This window comes from Paraburkholderia podalyriae (assembly GCF_014397785.1).
Taxonomy (GTDB): Bacteria; Pseudomonadota; Gammaproteobacteria; order Burkholderiales; family Burkholderiaceae; genus Paraburkholderia; species Paraburkholderia podalyriae.
The window spans coordinates 1-16,440 of record NZ_VZQQ01000003.1 but is presented as its reverse complement, the minus strand read 5'-3'; the positions used below and the strand labels follow the sequence as shown (position 1 = coordinate 16,440).

At 64.3% G+C, this 16,440-nt stretch carries 16 protein-coding genes; 10 read left to right on the top strand and 6 right to left on the bottom strand.

All coding sequences use genetic code 11. The features are described 5' to 3' along the window. Positions 1–23 precede the first annotated feature (23 nt). From F6X42_RS03965 to F6X42_RS03945, 5 genes are all read left to right on the top strand, one after another. Complete coding sequence (locus F6X42_RS03965) at positions 24–806, top strand: aspartate/glutamate racemase family protein (protein WP_187632970.1); 783 nt, start codon at positions 24–26, stop codon at positions 804–806. Between the two features lie 194 nt (positions 807–1,000). Continuing rightward, positions 1,001–1,951, top strand: coding sequence for an allantoinase PuuE (puuE, locus tag F6X42_RS03960; protein ID WP_187632969.1), 951 nt, complete (start codon positions 1,001–1,003; stop codon positions 1,949–1,951). Continuing rightward, positions 1,948–2,469, top strand: a complete 522-nt coding sequence (uraD, locus tag F6X42_RS03955; protein ID WP_187632968.1) for a 2-oxo-4-hydroxy-4-carboxy-5-ureidoimidazoline decarboxylase — start codon at positions 1,948–1,950, stop codon at positions 2,467–2,469. Before puuE ends, uraD begins: the two co-directional genes overlap by 4 nt. A 67-nt stretch (positions 2,470–2,536) precedes the next feature. Beyond that, complete coding sequence (gene alc, locus F6X42_RS03950) at positions 2,537–3,547, top strand: allantoicase (protein ID WP_187632967.1); 1,011 nt, start codon at positions 2,537–2,539, stop codon at positions 3,545–3,547. Beyond that, positions 3,544–4,056: an ureidoglycolate lyase gene (locus F6X42_RS03945; protein WP_187632966.1), complete on the top strand. Its 513-nt coding sequence runs from the start codon at positions 3,544–3,546 to the stop codon at positions 4,054–4,056. Before alc ends, F6X42_RS03945 begins: the two co-directional genes overlap by 4 nt. Before the next feature lie 65 nt (positions 4,057–4,121). Here F6X42_RS03945 and F6X42_RS03940 read toward each other — a convergent pair whose 3' ends face one another. The 4 genes from F6X42_RS03940 to uraH all read right to left on the bottom strand — a co-directional run bounded on the left by F6X42_RS03940 (position 4,122) and on the right by uraH (position 7,738). Next, complete coding sequence (locus F6X42_RS03940; RefSeq protein ID WP_187632965.1) at positions 4,122–5,468, bottom strand: type II toxin-antitoxin system HipA family toxin; 1,347 nt, start codon at positions 5,466–5,468, stop codon at positions 4,122–4,124. Then, positions 5,465–5,731, bottom strand: a complete 267-nt coding sequence (locus F6X42_RS03935) for a helix-turn-helix domain-containing protein (protein ID WP_187618420.1) — start codon at positions 5,729–5,731, stop codon at positions 5,465–5,467. Before F6X42_RS03935 ends, F6X42_RS03940 begins: the two co-directional genes overlap by 4 nt. A gap of 268 nt (positions 5,732–5,999) precedes the next feature. After that, the gene (locus F6X42_RS03930; RefSeq protein WP_187632964.1) at positions 6,000–7,193 is read right to left on the bottom strand and encodes a urate hydroxylase PuuD; all 1,194 of its coding nucleotides are present in this window, start codon (positions 7,191–7,193) and stop codon (positions 6,000–6,002) included. Positions 7,194–7,384: 191 nt separating this feature from the next. Then, a complete protein-coding gene (uraH, locus tag F6X42_RS03925) occupies positions 7,385–7,738 on the bottom strand; it encodes a hydroxyisourate hydrolase (RefSeq protein ID WP_187632963.1) in 354 nt (117 codons plus the stop codon). Between the two features lie 425 nt (positions 7,739–8,163). Between uraH and F6X42_RS03920 the strand changes: the two genes are divergently transcribed. Continuing rightward, on the top strand, positions 8,164–9,552 hold the full coding sequence (locus F6X42_RS03920) for an 8-oxoguanine deaminase (RefSeq protein WP_512699615.1): 1,389 nt from the start codon (positions 8,164–8,166) through the stop codon (positions 9,550–9,552). 94 nt (positions 9,553–9,646) lie between these two features. Here F6X42_RS03920 and F6X42_RS03915 read toward each other — a convergent pair whose 3' ends face one another. Further along, on the bottom strand, positions 9,647–10,579 hold the full coding sequence (locus F6X42_RS03915; protein ID WP_187632962.1) for a LysR substrate-binding domain-containing protein: 933 nt from the start codon (positions 10,577–10,579) through the stop codon (positions 9,647–9,649). 271 nt (positions 10,580–10,850) lie between these two features. On the opposite strand from F6X42_RS03915, the gene F6X42_RS03910 reads away from it, so the two are divergent. The 4 genes from F6X42_RS03910 to F6X42_RS03895 all read left to right on the top strand — a co-directional run bounded on the left by F6X42_RS03910 (position 10,851) and on the right by F6X42_RS03895 (position 15,775). Then, positions 10,851–12,449: an ABC transporter ATP-binding protein gene (locus tag F6X42_RS03910; RefSeq protein WP_187632961.1), complete on the top strand. Its 1,599-nt coding sequence runs from the start codon at positions 10,851–10,853 to the stop codon at positions 12,447–12,449. A 90-nt stretch (positions 12,450–12,539) separates the two neighbouring features. Then, positions 12,540–13,646 (top strand): ABC transporter permease, encoded by a 1,107-nt coding sequence (locus tag F6X42_RS03905; RefSeq protein WP_187632960.1) that lies wholly within the window; start codon positions 12,540–12,542, stop codon positions 13,644–13,646. A 39-nt stretch (positions 13,647–13,685) separates the two neighbouring features. Further along, the gene (locus F6X42_RS03900; RefSeq protein ID WP_187632959.1) at positions 13,686–14,615 is read left to right on the top strand and encodes an ABC transporter permease; all 930 of its coding nucleotides are present in this window, start codon (positions 13,686–13,688) and stop codon (positions 14,613–14,615) included. A 65-nt stretch (positions 14,616–14,680) separates the two neighbouring features. Continuing rightward, entirely contained in the window at positions 14,681–15,775 is a 1,095-nt protein-coding gene (locus F6X42_RS03895) for a BMP family ABC transporter substrate-binding protein (RefSeq protein WP_187632958.1), read from the top strand. A gap of 91 nt (positions 15,776–15,866) precedes the next feature. Here F6X42_RS03895 and F6X42_RS03890 read toward each other — a convergent pair whose 3' ends face one another. Next, positions 15,867–16,076, bottom strand: a complete 210-nt coding sequence (locus F6X42_RS03890) for a dodecin (protein WP_187632957.1) — start codon at positions 16,074–16,076, stop codon at positions 15,867–15,869. Between the last annotated feature and the right edge of the window lie 364 nt (positions 16,077–16,440).

Sequence of the window (16,440 nt, the reverse complement as noted above, 5' to 3'; positions counted from 1 at the left end):
TCACGAGTCGAACAGGAGTCGCCATGCGTATCAGACTGATCAATCCGAACACGACGCGCCGCATGACCGAGGCGATGGGGCGCTGCGCGCGCGACGTCGCCGGGCCAGGCACTGAAGTGATCGCCATCAATCCGACGATGGGCCCGCCGTCGATCGAAGGCTATTACGACGAAGCGCTCGCCACGCCCGGTCTGCTCGCCGAAGTCATAGCCGGCGAGCGGGAAGGCTGCGACGGCTACGTGATCGCATGCTTCGGCGACCCTGGTCTGTATGCGGCCCGCGAGCTCGCGCGTGGCCCGGTCATCGGCATCGCCGAGGCGGCGATGCACGCGGCGAGCGTGCTCGCGCCGGGTTTTTCGGTCGTGACGACGCTCGCGCGCACCTGCGGCATGGCCTGGCATCTGGCCGAGCGCTACGGCATGAAGCGCTTCTGCCGCAACGTGCGTGCGACCGACGTCGCCGTGCTCGATCTCGACAAGCCGGGCTCGGCGGCGCGCCGCGTCATCCTCGACGAGTGCCGGCGCGCGCTCGCCGAGGACGGCTCGGACGCGATCGTGCTTGGTTGCGCGGGCATGGCCGAGCTATGCGCGGAGATCGAGGACGCGCTCGGCGCACCGGTGATCGAAGGCGTGACGGCGGCCGTCAAATGGACCGAGGCACTGGTCGCGCTGCGTCTCGCGACGGCCAAGCGCGGCGACTACGCGCGGCCGCTCGCGAAGCGCTACGACGGCGCGCTCGCGTCGTTCAGCCCTGGTCCGCTGCGGGTAAACGCCGAGTCGGCGGACTCGCACATACACTCGCTGTAACACGCACTATCTGCCCGGCTGTATGGGCGCACCGGGGTGTTTTCGCTACACTGGGTCAACTCGGCGCTGCGGTTTCGGCAGTCGCTGAAGCTGCCTGTTGCGTGGCTACACGTGTGAACCCCGCACCGTTGCCGCGGGGTTTCGAACCGCGTTCACGCGCATTCCTGGTCCCGTCACTACGCATCCGTCAAACCATGCCACACGACCCGAACTACCCACGCGATCTGATCGGCTACGGCCGCCACCCGGTGCACGCGAACTGGCCGGGGCGAGCGCGCGTCGCGGTGCAATTCGTCCTCAATTACGAAGAGGGCGGCGAAAACTGTGTGCTGCATGGCGACGCCGCTTCCGAGCAGTTCCTGTCGGAGATCGTGGGCGCGGCGGCGTATCCGGCGCGGCACATGAGCATGGAGTCGATCTACGAATACGGCTCGCGCGCGGGCGTGTGGCGCATCCTGCGCGAATTCGAAAGGCGCGATCTGCCGCTGACGGTCTTCGGCGTCGGCATGGCAATCGAGCGGCATCCGGAGGTGGCGCGGGCGTTCGTCGAACTGGGACATGAGATCGCGTGCCACGGCTATCGCTGGATTCACTATCAGGACATGTCGCCGGAGCAGGAAGCGGAGCACATGCAGCTCGGCATGGAGGCGATCGAGCGTGTGACAGGCGTGCGGCCGCTCGGCTGGTACACCGGTCGCGATAGTCCGAACACCCATCGGCTGGTCGCCGAATACGGCGGCTTCCTGTATGACTCCGATTACTACGGCGACGACCTGCCGTTCTGGATGGACGTCGAGGTGGCGGGCGGCAAGTCCGTGCCGCAACTGATCGTGCCGTACACGCTCGACACCAACGACATGCGCTTCGCCACTCCGCAAGGCTTCAACACCGCGGACCACTTCTTCACCTACCTGCGCGACGCATTCGACGTGCTGTACGAAGAGGGCGACGAAGTCCCGAAAATGCTGTCGATCGGCATGCATTGCCGGCTGCTCGGGCGGCCCGGGCGTTTTCGGGCGCTGCAGCGCTTTCTCGATCACATCGAACAGTACGATCGCGTGTGGGTGTCGCGGCGCGTCGATATCGCGCGGCACTGGCACGAAACGCATCCTTACCAGCAAGACAGCCGCGAGGCTGCGGCATGAAGGCGATGCAATACACCCTGGACCAACTCAACAGCATCTCGACCGACGCGTTCGTCGCGGCGCTGTCGGGCATCTTCGAGCATTCGCCGTGGGTCGCCGAGATTGCGGCACAGGAGCGGCCGTTCGCGAGCATCGACGAGTTGCATCGCAGAATGTCGCGGATCGTCGAAACGTCGGGCGACGACAAGCAGCTCGCGCTGATCAACGCACACCCGGAGCTGGCCGGCAAGGCCGCGGTGCGCGGCGAGCTGACCGCCGAATCGACGCGCGAGCAAAGCGCTGCGGGCCTTGCACAATGCACGCAGCAAGAGTTCGACAAGCTGCAAGCGCTCAATCACGCGTACCGCGAGAAATTCGGTTTTCCGTTCATTCTCGCCGTGCGCGGCTACGACCGCCACGGCATCATCGCGAACTTCGAGTCGCGCGTGAACAACAGCCGCGCGGACGAAATGCGCGCGAGCCTCGATCAGATCTATCGCATTGCACGTTTGCGGCTCGACGACCTGATCGGTGCGTGAAGCGCATCGCGTCACGCAGCGAGCCGTAACGTTTTTTCCGCACCAACCGATATCAAGGACGACAAGGATGGCACTTCCGATTCTCGACCCCAACGCACCGGAATTCACGCGCCGTTACGTGAACCTGGCGGACCCGCGTCTGGGCGCGCAGGCGCTCGAGGCCAGCGACGAATTCTTCGCGCCGAAGGACCGCATGCTGAATCCGGAACCGGCCGTCTTCATTCCGGGCAAGTACGACGACAACGGCAAGTGGATGGACGGCTGGGAGACGCGTCGCAAGCGCACGACCGGCTACGACTGGTGCATCGTCAAGCTTGCGCGGCCCGGCGTGATCAAGGGACTCGACCTCGACACGAGCCACTTCACCGGCAACTTCCCGCCGGCGGCGTCGGTGGAAGCGGCGCGGGTCGTCGATGGCGAGCCGAACCAGTCGACGCAATGGACCGAGATCGTGCCGTCGACGACCTTGCAGGGCAATAGCCACCTCTACGTCGAAGTCGGCGACGCGAGCCCGTACACGCATCTGCGCGTGAACCTCTATCCGGACGGCGGTATCGCGCGTCTGCGTGTGTACGGTCAGCCGCAGGTGGACTGGGCGGGCGCGAGCCGCACCGAGCAGTTCGATCTCGCGGCGATGGAAAACGGCGCGTATCTGGTCGGCGCGAACAACCAGCATTTCGGCGCAGCCTCGACGCTGCTGATGCCGGGCCGTGGCGTCAACATGGGCGACGGCTGGGAAACGCGCCGTCGTCGCGAACCGGGCAACGACTGGGCGATCATCGCGCTCGCGCAGCCGGGCGTGATCCGCAAGATCGAAGTCGACACCGCGCACTTCAAGGGCAACTATCCGGATCGCTGCTCGATCCAGGCCGCGTACGTGAAGGGCGGCACCGACAGCTCGCTCGTCACGCAGGCGATGTTCTGGCCGGTGCTGCTCGGCGAGCAGCAACTGCAGATGGACAAGCAGCATTTCTTCGACAGTCAGATCGCGGCGCTCGGGCCCGTCACGCATGTGCGCTTCAACATCTATCCAGACGGCGGCGTGTCACGTCTGCGCCTGTGGGGCACGCTCGAATGAAAACACTCGCGATCGAACCGCTGACGAAGAAAGCGTTCGCCGCATTCGGCGACGTGATCGAACTCGAAGGCGCGAAGCAGATTCCGATCAACCTCGGCACGACGATCCGCTATCACGACCTCGCGAAAGTCGACGTGACCGACCAGCACGGCCACACGCTCGTCAACCTGTTTCGTGGCCAGCCGCGCACGCTGCCGTTCGAAGTGAAGATGCTCGAGCGTCACCCGCTTGGCAGCCAGGCGTTCGTGCCGCTCAACGACAAGCCGTATCTGGTCGTCGTCGCGCCCGCGGGCAAGCTCGACGCGACGAAGATCCGCGCTTTCGTCACGAGTGGCTGGCAGGGCGTCAACTACGCGAAAGGCGTGTGGCACCATCCGCTGATCGCGTTGGGCGAGACGAGCGACTTCATCGTCGTCGATCGTGGCGGGGAGGGGCTCAATCTGAACGAGCAGGATCTGGCCGAGTCGCTGTGGCTCACGGAAGATGCGTTGAGCGCGGTGGCGGTTTGATTGTGATTCGAGGAACAGGCCCGCGACGTGGGTTACGTCGTGGGCTTTATTGCATGGGATGGCGATCACTTGCGCCTGCCAAGCAGCGGCGAATGCCCAATCACTTCCCTTGACCGTTCGGGCGGCTCCGGCGCCGAAAATTCCGCTGCTTCGATGGCCGGCTTGAGCCCCCTGAATTGCAGGCTTTTCTTCGGCGAGCGCAGCGATGTCATGCCGTCGTCCCAGGCATGCAGCATCTGCTTGGCGACCGCACGCCACTGCGGTTCATTGCGCGCTGCTTCGATCAACTCGTGGCCGACGTCGACAGCCGAGTCGCACAACGCTTCAACCATCTGCGAATATTGCCGCGGGGCGATGCCCATGCGCGTGTTGAAAAATCGTTCCAGCGTTTTACCAGCTGACCAGGTTTTGCGGCCATCAACAGGCAGCCCGGGCGGATTGGCTGCGAAGCGCGGATAAGCCTGGGTCGTCACGACATCGTAGACGGGCGTGAACGCGACATCGTCGATCGAGGTATAGAACAGTGCGACGTTCTTGGTGTGGCAGTCCGCATTGCGCACGACGTAGTTCGTCAGCAAATGCCAGCCGAGCTGCTGGAGTTGCATCCGCATGGTGTCGCGATCGAGCAGATACGCTCTTGCCGCGTTGAGCATTTTCTCGCTCGTCGAATTGTATTTTTCGTGCGGCGGCAAGCCGAGCAGACCGCACAAGTCTTCGACGCCATACGCCGGCAGTCCCTGCGCGTCGACATCGAAGCGCTCGACGACGAGCGCCCTGCCATCGTCCGACATCCGCGTGCGCGCAACGGGCGCCACTCCCAGCCGCTCCAGCACCCGCATCGAATGGAACTCGTTGAAACCGAGAAAGGGCGTGTTGTCGTCCGAACCTTTGACGATGTGACGGCTCGTTCGAATCGTCGGCTTACCGAGCTGCAACGGTGTCGATGCGGCAGACTGCGCCTCCGGCGCGATGAACTTCGGCACGACGCCCGAAATGGCCGCTCGCGCGTATTCACGTACGAGTTGCGCGAAATGTTCGGCGGTGTTGTCGCCGTGCAGGATGTGCTGGACGTCGAGCGCCTGGAGTTCAGTTCCCGGCGCCACGCCTTCGGGCGTCACGGTGACCCGGCCGATCCCCATCGAGCCCACGACGGCGAGCAGTGACAGATCGGTTCCGTCGAGCAAGGGCCCGAATTGCTCGCGGATCAGATTCAGCAGGTAGCCTTCGGGCAGGTTCTGCCGGAAAAACGGATGCAGATCGCGTGGCCAGCGCCAAGGCTCTTCGCGCACCGGCATCGTCAGGCTGACGAAGTCGGCCGCGCTCGCATCGCCGCGATATTTGAGGACATAGTCGTCGCGCTCGCGAAACAGCGTGGCAACGTTCTTGCCGAGCACCTGAACGTCGAGCTTCATGGCTGCGCGTCCGGGCTGCGCTGTTCAGCGAGGATGTCTTCCAGCGTGCGCCCATGTCCATGCGCGACGAACTTGAGGTCGTAACCGGCAGCCTCGAGCAGGCGCACGAGCACGGACACGCTCATATCGTTCCTGGCAAGCGTTTCCATCCGCGCGACGGTCGTACGGGCCACGCCCGCGCGGCGCCCAAGTTCTTCCTGCGATAGTTTGCTGTCGCGTCGCACGGCTTTCAGCATGTCCGAGACATCGGCGAGGTTGGTCATTTGTAGCCTCAGGGCGTCAAATTCAGCGCATTTGACATTTATTGTAGCCCAAGAGATACAGAAAGGTTATTTGTATTTGTACCTGTAGGGCTACATTTTATGTAACTCTGACGATTTTTGTAGCCTAAGGGCGACAAATTCGATTATTGATCTCGCTGACCGCGCACGTCACCTTCCAAACAACAACGGGCTTGCCGCTCTCGCGACAAGCCCGTCTCGCACTCCAGCCTCTACCTCGGCACCGGCTCCGTGATCCGGACGGACATCCTTACTTCGCCGCACCGCCTTCGAACCACGCGGCGATCTTCATCCGCTCGTCGTCGGTCATGTGGGTGACGTTGCCGAGCGGCATCGCCTTCAACGTGACCGCCTGCTGGTAAATGCGCTGCGCGTTCTGCGAGATTTCGTCGGGCGTATCCATCAGCACGCCGGCGGGTGCGCTGCCCATCATCGTCGGATGCGCGGAGTGGCAGGCCACGCAGCGCTGCTGCAGCACCGGCGCGATGTCGGCAACCTTCAGCGTCGGCGCGTTGGCGGCCTGCGCCTGCGGCACCACCGGACGCGGCATGGTCCACACGAGCGCCGTGCACATCAGCGCGACGCCGACGAGCGGCAGGTACCACAGCACCTGGCCGCGATGGCGCATCACCAAGAACTGACGGATCAGCGCGCCGGCCAGCATGATGACGACGAGCACCGCCCAGTTGTACGGATGCGTGTAGGTCATCGCGTAGTGGTTCGACAGCATCGCGAACACCACAGGCAGGGTGAAATACGTGTTGTGCACCGAGCGCTGCTTGCCGCGCTTGCCGTAGATCGGGTTCGGCGTGTCGCCCTTCAGCATCGCGTCGACCATCTTGCGTTGACCCGGAATGATCACGAAGAACACGTTGGCCGACATGATGGTCGCGAGCATCGCGCCCATGATCAGATACGCCGCGCGACCCGCGAAGACATGACAGGCGAGATATGCCGCGATCAGCACATAAACGCCGACGCAGATGCCGAGCAGTTTGTCGCGCGTGCCGAGAATGCGGCACAGCGAGTCGTAGACGATCCAGCCGGCCGCGAGGAAGCCGATCGCCGATGCGACCGCGACCACCGGCCCCATGTCGAGCACGTTCTTATCGATCAGGTAGGTGCTCGGCGAGAACAGATACAGCACGGTGAACAGACCAAAGCCCGACAGCCAGGTCGTGTACGACGGCCATTTCGACCAGTGCAGGTCGTCGGGCATTTCGGGCGGCGCGACCGTGTACTTCTGCATGTTGTAGAAGCCGCCGCCGTGCACGTGCCACAGTTCGCCGAACACGCCGCGGCGACGCTGGTTCGGATCGGTCGGCGGTTTCAGGCTGTTGTCGAGCGCGACGAAATAGAACGATTCGCCGATCCAGGCAATGGCGGCGACGACGTGGAACCAGCGAATCGCGAGATTCAACCAGTCGGTGATAAAGCCTTCCATGAAACTCCTCCACTTCTGATTCGTTGTGCGCGCGATGACGGTCGACGTCGTCGGTCATTGCGCCGACTGCGGGGTAAAAGACGCAGCGCGGGTTGTTATGGGTATCGCGGGGCGCTTGTGCCTGTTGGTGCCTGTTGGTGCCTGTTGGTGCGGGTTCGTGTCAGTTCGGATGCGGCTCGCATCGACGCGGGCTAGCTGCCCCGATACGTGCTGTACGAAAACGGCGACACCAGCAGCGGCACGTGATAATGCGCGTTGGCGTCGGCGACGCCGAAGCGCAGCACGACGCGATCGACGAAGCGCGGTTCGGGTACCTTCGTGCCGAGCGACGCGAAGTAGTCGCCCGCGCCGAACACGAGTTCGTACTCGCCCGCGACGAGCGCGTCGCCTTCGAGCAGCGGCTCGTCGCAGCGGCCGTCGTGATTGGTGACAGTGGATTTGAGCGCGCGGCGCGTGTCGCCCGCGAGCGCGAAGAGTTCGACCTTGATGCCTGCGCCGGGACGGCCGTTCGCGGTGTCGAGCACGTGGGTAGTGAGCTTGCCCATTCGCAATTGTCCTTGTGTGAATGCGAGGTGTCGGCGGCGGCCCGATCCATTACGTTTGCGGCGGATCGAGGCTCCACGTCAGTGGCTACATACCCGTCGGCGAATTGAAGCGAGCGCCGTGGCAGCCATTGTAGAAAGGATGCGCCGTTCAGCGCGCGAGCGATAAGAAAGATAATAGTTCGCGCATGATGATGGACAGCCAGCCGAAAGCCGCGCCGGCGCATCGGCCGATCGTACCGGCGCCAAAAAAGCGCCACTATATTGACAGTGTGAAGCCGGGTATTGCAGCCGCGCGGGTTGCCAGCCGGATTTTGGCTACCGAAGGTAAGCGCTATGCGACGCGGCCGGAACGCGGCGGCACGGTGGGCGTGCCGCCGCATCGCGTTCGAACGGCTCTGCAGGCAGGCAATCAGGCGGACAGACGAATGACGATGAATGAAGCACTGAAACACCCCGACAAAACGATGCTCGTGAAGCACGCGGACGTACTGGTTACGATGGATGGCGAACGGCGTGAACTGCGCGACGCGGGCCTTTATATCGAGGACGACCGGATCGTCGCGGTCGGACCGACGGCGCAACTGCCGCAAACGGCCGATGAAGTGCTCGACCTGCGCGGCCACCTCGTGATTCCGGGCCTCGTCAACACGCATCACCATATGTACCAGAGCCTCACGCGTGCGATTCCCGCCGCGCAGAACGCCGAGTTGTTCGGTTGGCTGACGAATCTGTACAAGGTGTGGGCCAACCTCACGCCCGAGATGATCGAAGTGTCGACGCTGACCGCGATGGCCGAGCTGCTGCTTTCGGGCTGCACGACGTCGAGCGACCATCTGTATATCTATCCGAACGGCAGCCGTCTCGACGACAGCATCGCCGCGGCGCGCCGCATCGGCATGCGCTTTCACGCGGCGCGCGGCAGCATGAGCGTGGGACGCAAAGACGGCGGCCTGCCGCCCGATTCGGTGGTCGAGCGCGAAGCGGACATCCTGAAGGACACCCAGCGTCTGATCGAGACGTATCACGACGATGGGCGCTACTCCATGCTGCGCGTCGTCGTGGCACCGTGCTCGCCATTCTCGGTGAGCCGCGACCTGATGCGCGAATCGGCGGTGCTCGCTCGCCAGTACGGCGTGTCGCTGCATACGCATCTGGCGGAGAACGTCAACGACGTCGAGTACAGCCGCGAGAAGTTCGGCATGACGCCGGCCGAGTATGCGCACGATCTCGGCTGGGTCGGCCGCGACGTATGGCATGCGCACTGTGTGCAACTCGACGACGCGGGCATCGCGCTGTTCGCGCGCACCGGCACCGGCGTCGCGCATTGTCCGTGTTCGAACATGCGGCTCGCGTCGGGCATCGCGCCGGTCAAGCGCATGCGGCTGGCGGGCGTGCCGGTTGGGCTCGGTGTCGACGGCTCGGCGTCGAATGATGGCGCGCAGATGATCGCCGAAGTGCGCCAGGCGCTGTTGCTGCAGCGCGTCGGTTTTGGGCCCGATGCGATGACCGCGCGCGAGGCGCTCGAAATCGCGACGCTGGGTGGTGCGCGCGTGCTCAATCGCGACGACATCGGCGCGCTCGCACCCGGCATGGCCGCGGATTTCGTCGCATTCGATCTGCGTCAGCCGCACTTTGCCGGCGCACTGCACGATCCGGTGGCGGCTCTGGTATTCTGCGCGCCTTCGCAAGTCAGCTATAGCGTGATCGACGGCAAGGTGATCGTGAAGGAGGGGCAGTTGGCGACGCTCGAACTCGGGCCGGTGATCGAACGGCATAACCGGCTCGCGCGGCAGCTTTACCAGGCGGCGGCCTGAGCGGAACGGGCGACATTGGCGCCGCGCTGCGCGGATGCCGCGAGTCCTTGATGCGTGTGAGCGGCGCCGCCAGTGCGTTCGGCGCCGCGTGCCGTCAGGGCTTGTCGATCAACGTCCGGGTCGCCTCGCCGACCAGACCGCGCAGCCAGCGCACTTCGTCGGAGTAATGCACGCGCTCGTGCCAAAGCTGGTAGTACTGCATCGGCGGGAAGTCGAGCGGCGCGGGCATCACGGTGAGCGGCAGAAACTTCGCGTAGTAGTCGGCAAACAGGCGCGTCGTCGTGAAGATCAGGTCGGACTTGATCAGCACATACGGCGCCAGATTGAAGTAGGGCAGCGTGACGACCACGTGGCGCTTGAGGCGCTCGCGCGCGAGATGCACGTCGATGGCACCGCGCTGGCCGACCGAATAGGGTGTCGGCGCCAGATGCGGCGCGTTCAGGTACTGGTCGAGCGTGAGCCCGCCGCGTTTGGCGAACGGATGCGTGTTGCTCATCAGGCAGACGATCTGATCGACGAACAGGTTCGACAGATGCAACTGCTCGGGCGGTTCCGGCCAGTTGCCGACCACGATGTCGAGCTTGCCGTCCTCGAGCGCGAGTTCGTAGTCGAATGCGGGACCGAGCGAATGGAATTCGAGCGTCGCGTTCGGCGCGGCCTGGCGGAAACGTTCGACGACCGTCGGCACGAACAGTACGTTCAGATAGTCGGGACAGCCGATCCGGTAGCAGCGGATCGACGTGGCCGGATCGAAGGTGTGCTGTTGGAACTTGATGCGCTCGATCTCGCGCAGCGCGTTCTGCACCGGTTCGAGCAGGCGCAGGCCGTACTCGGTCGGCACCATGCCGGACTTGCCGCGCACCAGCAGCGGGTCGCCGGTGATGTCGCGCAGACGGCGCAGCGCCGCGCTGATCGCGGGTTGGGACTGGTTCAGTTTGACGGCGGCGCGGGTGACGCTGCGCTCCATCAGTAACGTGTGCAACACGCGCAGCAGGTACGTGTCGATCGCCTCGCGTTGCTGGCTCATGGACTCTCCGAAATATATGTGCAGGCTGATCGAACGGGTGTTGGGGTATATGCGTTTTAATATGAACGAAAAACGACGTCAAGAGTGGCATACCCGCAGAGCTTGTAGTGGCGCGGGTTTGCGGGAATTTTGGCAACTCGACTGAGCGGGGCGAATTAGGTATCGTCATCCGGTTGTGGTGACGGATCGTCCGGCGGCAGCGCGGACCGATAGTCGGCAACCCGGCGGCAAGCAGGCGGCAGCTAGCGTCAAGAACGCACTACGGAACTTCATGAGCGACACTTCACATAGCGACGGCGCGCAACGCATCGGCCAGGCGGTGCCCCGGCTCGCGCTGACGGGCATCACGAAGCAGTACCCAGCCGTGCGCGCCAACGGCGACGTCACGCTGGTCGTCGCGCCCGGCGAAATCCACGCGGTGCTCGGCGAGAACGGCGCGGGCAAAAGCACGCTGATGAAGATCATCTACGGCGCGGTGCGACCCGACGCCGGCGAGATCCGTTGGGAAGGCGAGACGGTCGACATCGCGAGCCCGGCCGCCGCGCGCAAGCTCGGCATCGGCATGGTGTTCCAGCACTTCTCGCTGTTCGAGACGCTGACGGTCGGCGAAAACATCGCGCTCGCGCTCGACGAACCGTTCGATCTGAAGACGTTGGCCAAACGCATTCGCGAGGTGTCGGCCAACTACGGGCTCGACATCGACCCGCAGCGGCATGTGCACAGCCTGACCGTCGGCGAGCGGCAGCGCGTCGAAATCGTGCGCTGCCTGCTGCAGAATCCGCGTCTGCTGATCATGGACGAACCGACCTCGGTGCTGACGCCGCAGGCGGTCCGCAAGCTCTTCACGACGCTGCGCCGGCTCGCGGCCGAAGGCTGCAGCATCCTCTACATCAGCCACAAGCTCGACGAAATCCAGGAACTGTGCGACACCGCGACCGTGATGCGCGGCGGTCGCGTGACCGGTCATGTAACGCCGAAGAACGAGACGCACGCATCGCTCGCGCAATTGATGGTCGGTCATTCGCTGCCCGACTACACGCGGCGCGAGCACAAGCCGGGCGAGGTGCTGCTCGACGTGAAGCAGTTGTCGGTCGCGAGCGACGATCCGTTCGGCACCTCGTTGCGCGACGTGTCGTTCAGCGTGCATGCGGGAGAAATCTTCGGCATTGCCGGTGTGTCGGGCAACGGCCAGGCTGAACTGCTCGCGGCGCTGTCGGGAGAAAAACGCGCTGAAAAACGCAGCCTTGCGGCCGACGCGATCACGATCTGCGGCAAACCGGCCGCGCGCCTCGGCGCAGGCGGGCGTCGCGCGCTCGGCTTCGGCTTCGTGCCCGAGGAGCGGCTCGGCAGGGGCGCGGTGCCGGCGATGAGCCTCGCCGACAACGCGCTGTTGACCGCGCATCGGCAGCGCATGGTCAAGTCGGGCTGGATCAGGACGGACGCGATGCGCGCGTTCGCGAAGCGTTGCATCGACGCGTTCGACGTGCGCTGCGGCGGCCCCGACGCGCTCGCGCAAAGTCTGTCGGGCGGCAATCTGCAGAAATACATCATGGGCCGCGAAATCCTGCAGGCGCCGAAGGTGCTGGTCGTCGCGCAGCCGACGTGGGGCGTCGATGTCGGCGCGGCCGCGTTCATCCGTCAGCAACTGCTCGATCTGTCCGCGCGCGGTGTCGCGATCCTGGTGATCTCGGAGGAGCTGGAAGAGCTATTCGATATCTGCGATCGCATCGCGGTGCTCGCCGGCGGGCGGCTGTCGCCGGTGCGCGCGACCGGTGCGACCAACGCCGAGGAAATCGGCCGCTGGATGGCGGGGCTGTTCGGCGACCGCGAGGGCGCGGCGCCCGCGGCGGACCAGCCGGCGCATGCATGAGGCGAAGCGTCTGGCGACCACGCCAATACGCAAACCACGCGCGCGAATGCCGACCCTGAAGAACAGAACCCGAACCAACCCACGCTACCCATGATGCTTCCCTATCGACTCGAAGCCCGCACGACGCCGTCGCGCACGATGCAGCTCGCCGTGCCGCTCGTCGCCGCGTTGCTGACACTCGCGATCGGCTTTCTGATCTTCGGCCTCGTCGGCCGCGACCCGTTGCAGGCGATGCACGGGTTTTTCATCGAGCCGCTGTCGAGCATCAACGGCTGGTCCGAGCTGCTGCTGAAGGCGTCGCCGCTGTGCCTGATCGGCCTCGGTCTCGCGATCGGCTATCGCGCGAACGTGTGGAACATCGGCGCCGAAGGGCAGATGCTGCTCGGCGGCATCGCGGCGAGCGGCGTCGCGATCTATTTCGATCAGGCGAGCGGCTGGTGGATCCTGCCGACGATGATGGCGGCCGGCATCCTCGGCGGCATGGCGTGGGCCGCGATTCCCGCGTTCCTGAAGAGCCGCTTCAATACCAACGAGATTCTCGTGAGCCTGATGCTCACGTACGTCGCGACGCAACTGCTGATCTACCTCGTGAGCGGCCCGTGGCGCGATCCGCAGGGCATGAACTTCCCGCTGTCGGAGATGTTCAGCGGCGACGCGCTGTATCCGGTGCTGTATGGCGACTGGCACTGGAAATTTCTGCGTGGCACGCGCCTGAACGCGTCCGTGTTCGTCACGCTGATCGCGATTCCGCTCGTCTGGCTGTTCATGCGCAAGAGCTTCGCGGGCTACCGGATGAACGTCGGCGGACTCGCGCCGCTCGCCGCGCGCTATGCCGGTTTCTCCGACAAGAAAACCATCTGGACGTCGCTGCTGATCAGCGGCGGCCTCGCGGGCCTCGCCGGCATGGGCGAGATCGCCGGGCCGATCGGCCAGTTGCAGGCGACGTGGTCGCCGGGCTACGGCTTCACCGCGATCATCGTCGTGTTCGTCGGGCGGCTGCATCCGCTTGGCATCGTGCTCGCGAGTCTGCTGATGGCGCTGCTGTATCTGGGCGGCGAAGCGGTGCAGACCTCGATGCAACTGCCGCAGGCGCTGTCGGGCGTCTTCCAGGGGCTGCTGCTGTTCTGTCTGCTCGGCGCCGACCTGTTCGTGAACTACCGCGTGCGGCGCCGCCCGGCCGCCGCAGTGGCTCGTTAAGTTTGCCAATAAGCTCGCCAATCCGCTCTCAGACTCGATATGGATATCCAGCAAGCCAGTGCGCTCACGTCGAGCGCGATCACCGCGTCGATCCCGCTGATGTTTGCGGGCGCCGGCGAACTCGTCGCCGAAAAATCGGGCGTGCTCAACCTTGGCGTCGAAGGGATGATGCTGATGGGCGCGGTCAGCGGCTACGCGGTCACGTCGATCACCGGCAGCCCGTGGCTCGGCGTGCTCGCCGCGATCGGCGCCGGTCTCGCGATGTCGCTGCTGTTCGCGTTCCTCACGCTGACGATGCTCGCCAACCAGGTCGCGACCGGCCTGTCGCTGACGATCTTTGGCATCGGGCTGTCCGCGTACGTCGGCAAGCCGTACACGTCGGCCGCGGTGCGCGCGACGATCGATACGTGGACGATCCCGGGGCTATCGAAGATCCCGGTGCTCGGCCCGGCGCTCTTTACCCTCACGCCGCTCGATTACCTCGCGTTCCTGATGTTCGCCGCGATCGGCTGGTTCCTGTATCGCACGCGCGCGGGGCTGGTGCTGCGCTCGGTCGGCGAGTCGCCGCAGGTCGCGCACTCGGTCGGCTTTCCGGTGGTCGGCGTGCGCTATGGGGCGGTCGCGTTCGGCGGCGGCATGGCGGGGCTCGCGGGCGGCTACTATTCGATCGTCAATCTGCACCTGTGGCAGGAGAACCTGACGTCAGGCCGCGGCTGGATTGCGCTTGCGCTCGTCGTGTTCGCGACGTGGCGCCCTGGGCGGCTGCTGATCGGCTCGCTGCTGTTCGGCGCGGTCACGGGGCTGCAGTTCTACGCGCAGGCAATCGGCGTGCCGGTGCCGACGCAGTTCCTCGCGATGCTGCCGTACGTCGCAACGATCGTCGTGCTCGCGCTGATCTCGCGCAATCCGAACACGATTCGCCTGAATGCGCCCGCGTCGCTCGGCAAGCCGTTTTTCCTGGCGGGCTGACGGCGGCGCAGGCTTTTTTAACGATCCGCTCACTACTATTCGCTCATCACGACAGGGGGAAAAACATGAAGAGAAGAAATCTGCTGACCGCTTTCGCGTGGGGCGCGGCGTCGCTCGCACTCGCAGCGCCGCTCGCGCAAACCGCGCAGGCCGCCAACGTGCCGGGCGTCGCGTTCGTCTATCTCGGCAATCCGGGCGATGCCGGCTGGACCTTCGCGCACGATCAGGGATCGAGGGAAGCCGAAGCGAAGTTCGGCAACAGGATCAAGATCACGCGCGTCGAGAACGTGCCGGAATCGGCCGACTCCGAGCGCGTGTTCCGCGATCTCGCGAACAAGGGCAACAAGATCATCTTCGGCACGAGCTTCGGCTTTCAGGATTTCCAGCTGAAGGTCGCGAAGGACTTTCCCGACACCGTGTTCCTGCACGCGACGGGCTACAAGAAGGCACCGAACTTCGGCACCTACGACGTGCGCATGTACCAGGGCGCGTATCTGGCCGGCGTCGCCGCGGGCTACGTGACGAAGAGCAACACGCTTGGCTTCGTCGCGTCGGTGCCGATTCCCGAGGTGGTGCGCAATATCAACGCGTTCACGCTCGGCGCGCGCTCGGTGAATCCGAAGGTGCATACGAAGGTGATCTGGATCAACAGCTGGTTCGATCCGGGCAAGGAAAAGCAGGCCGCCGAAACGCTGATCGGCCAGGGCGCCGACGTGCTGCTGCAGAACACCGATTCGAGCGCGACGCTCGCGACCGCGTCGGAAAAACACGTGCACGCGTTCGGCTGGGATTCGGACATGAAGAAGTTCGGTCCGGATGCGCATCTCGGCTCGGTGGTCGCGCACTGGGGTGTGTACTACAACGCGGTGATCCAGCAGGTGCTCGACGGCAAGTGGAAGAACGATCCGGTGTGGTGGGGCATTCCGCAGAAGGCTGTCAACCTCGAGGACCTGAACACGTCGGTGATTCCGGCCGATGCGCAGAAGCAGGTTGCGGCGAAGCGCGACGAACTCGCGACCGGCAAGCGCGACGTGTTCACGGGCCCGATCAAGGATCAAGCGGGCACGGTGAAGGTGCCTGAAGGCAAGACCTTGACCGATGCTGAGCTGCAGCGCCTGAACTGGTACGTCGAGGGTGTCGACGGGTCGCTGCCGAAGTAAATCGGCCGGTCCGTTATGGAAAAGCTGCGTCCAACCGCGATTGGACGCAGCTTTTTTGTTTGCGGCTTTCGCGTGTTGTGCGTTCCGCCGTTCAGTCCTCCAGTCGCAGGCCGACCTTCAGCGTCACTTGCCAGTACGCGACCTTGCCGTCCTCGATCAGGCCGCGCGTTTCCGTGACTTCAAACCAGTGCAGATTGCGCAGCGTTTTCGACGCTTTGCCAATCGCGGTGGTGATTGCATCGTCGATCGATTTCGTCGACGAGCCGGTCAATTCGATCTTCTTGTAAACGTGGTCTGACATGGACGTCCTCCTTGGTGTTGTGTGCCGCGGGTCGGTAAAACGCTGTTCTGAAACGCGCTTTCAGAAAGTATAGGCAACGGTTCGCGCCACTCGGCGGCCGCGTGCGTCGCACTCGCGCGACGCACGATATGCGGCCGCCGAACCACTGACGCCGCACGTCGCATGCCCGGTATCGCGCGACGTCGGCGGGTGGGGCGGCCGTTATCATTTGCTCGCAACATAATCCATTCAATCTGATAGTACTACTGTGTCACAAAACCTATTTACAGCGAAGCGATACCTGGTAGTATTGAATAATACAGACTTCGGGCGATGATGATGAGAGAAGATGTCGACGAATTTGACGCGTATCTGAATCATCTGG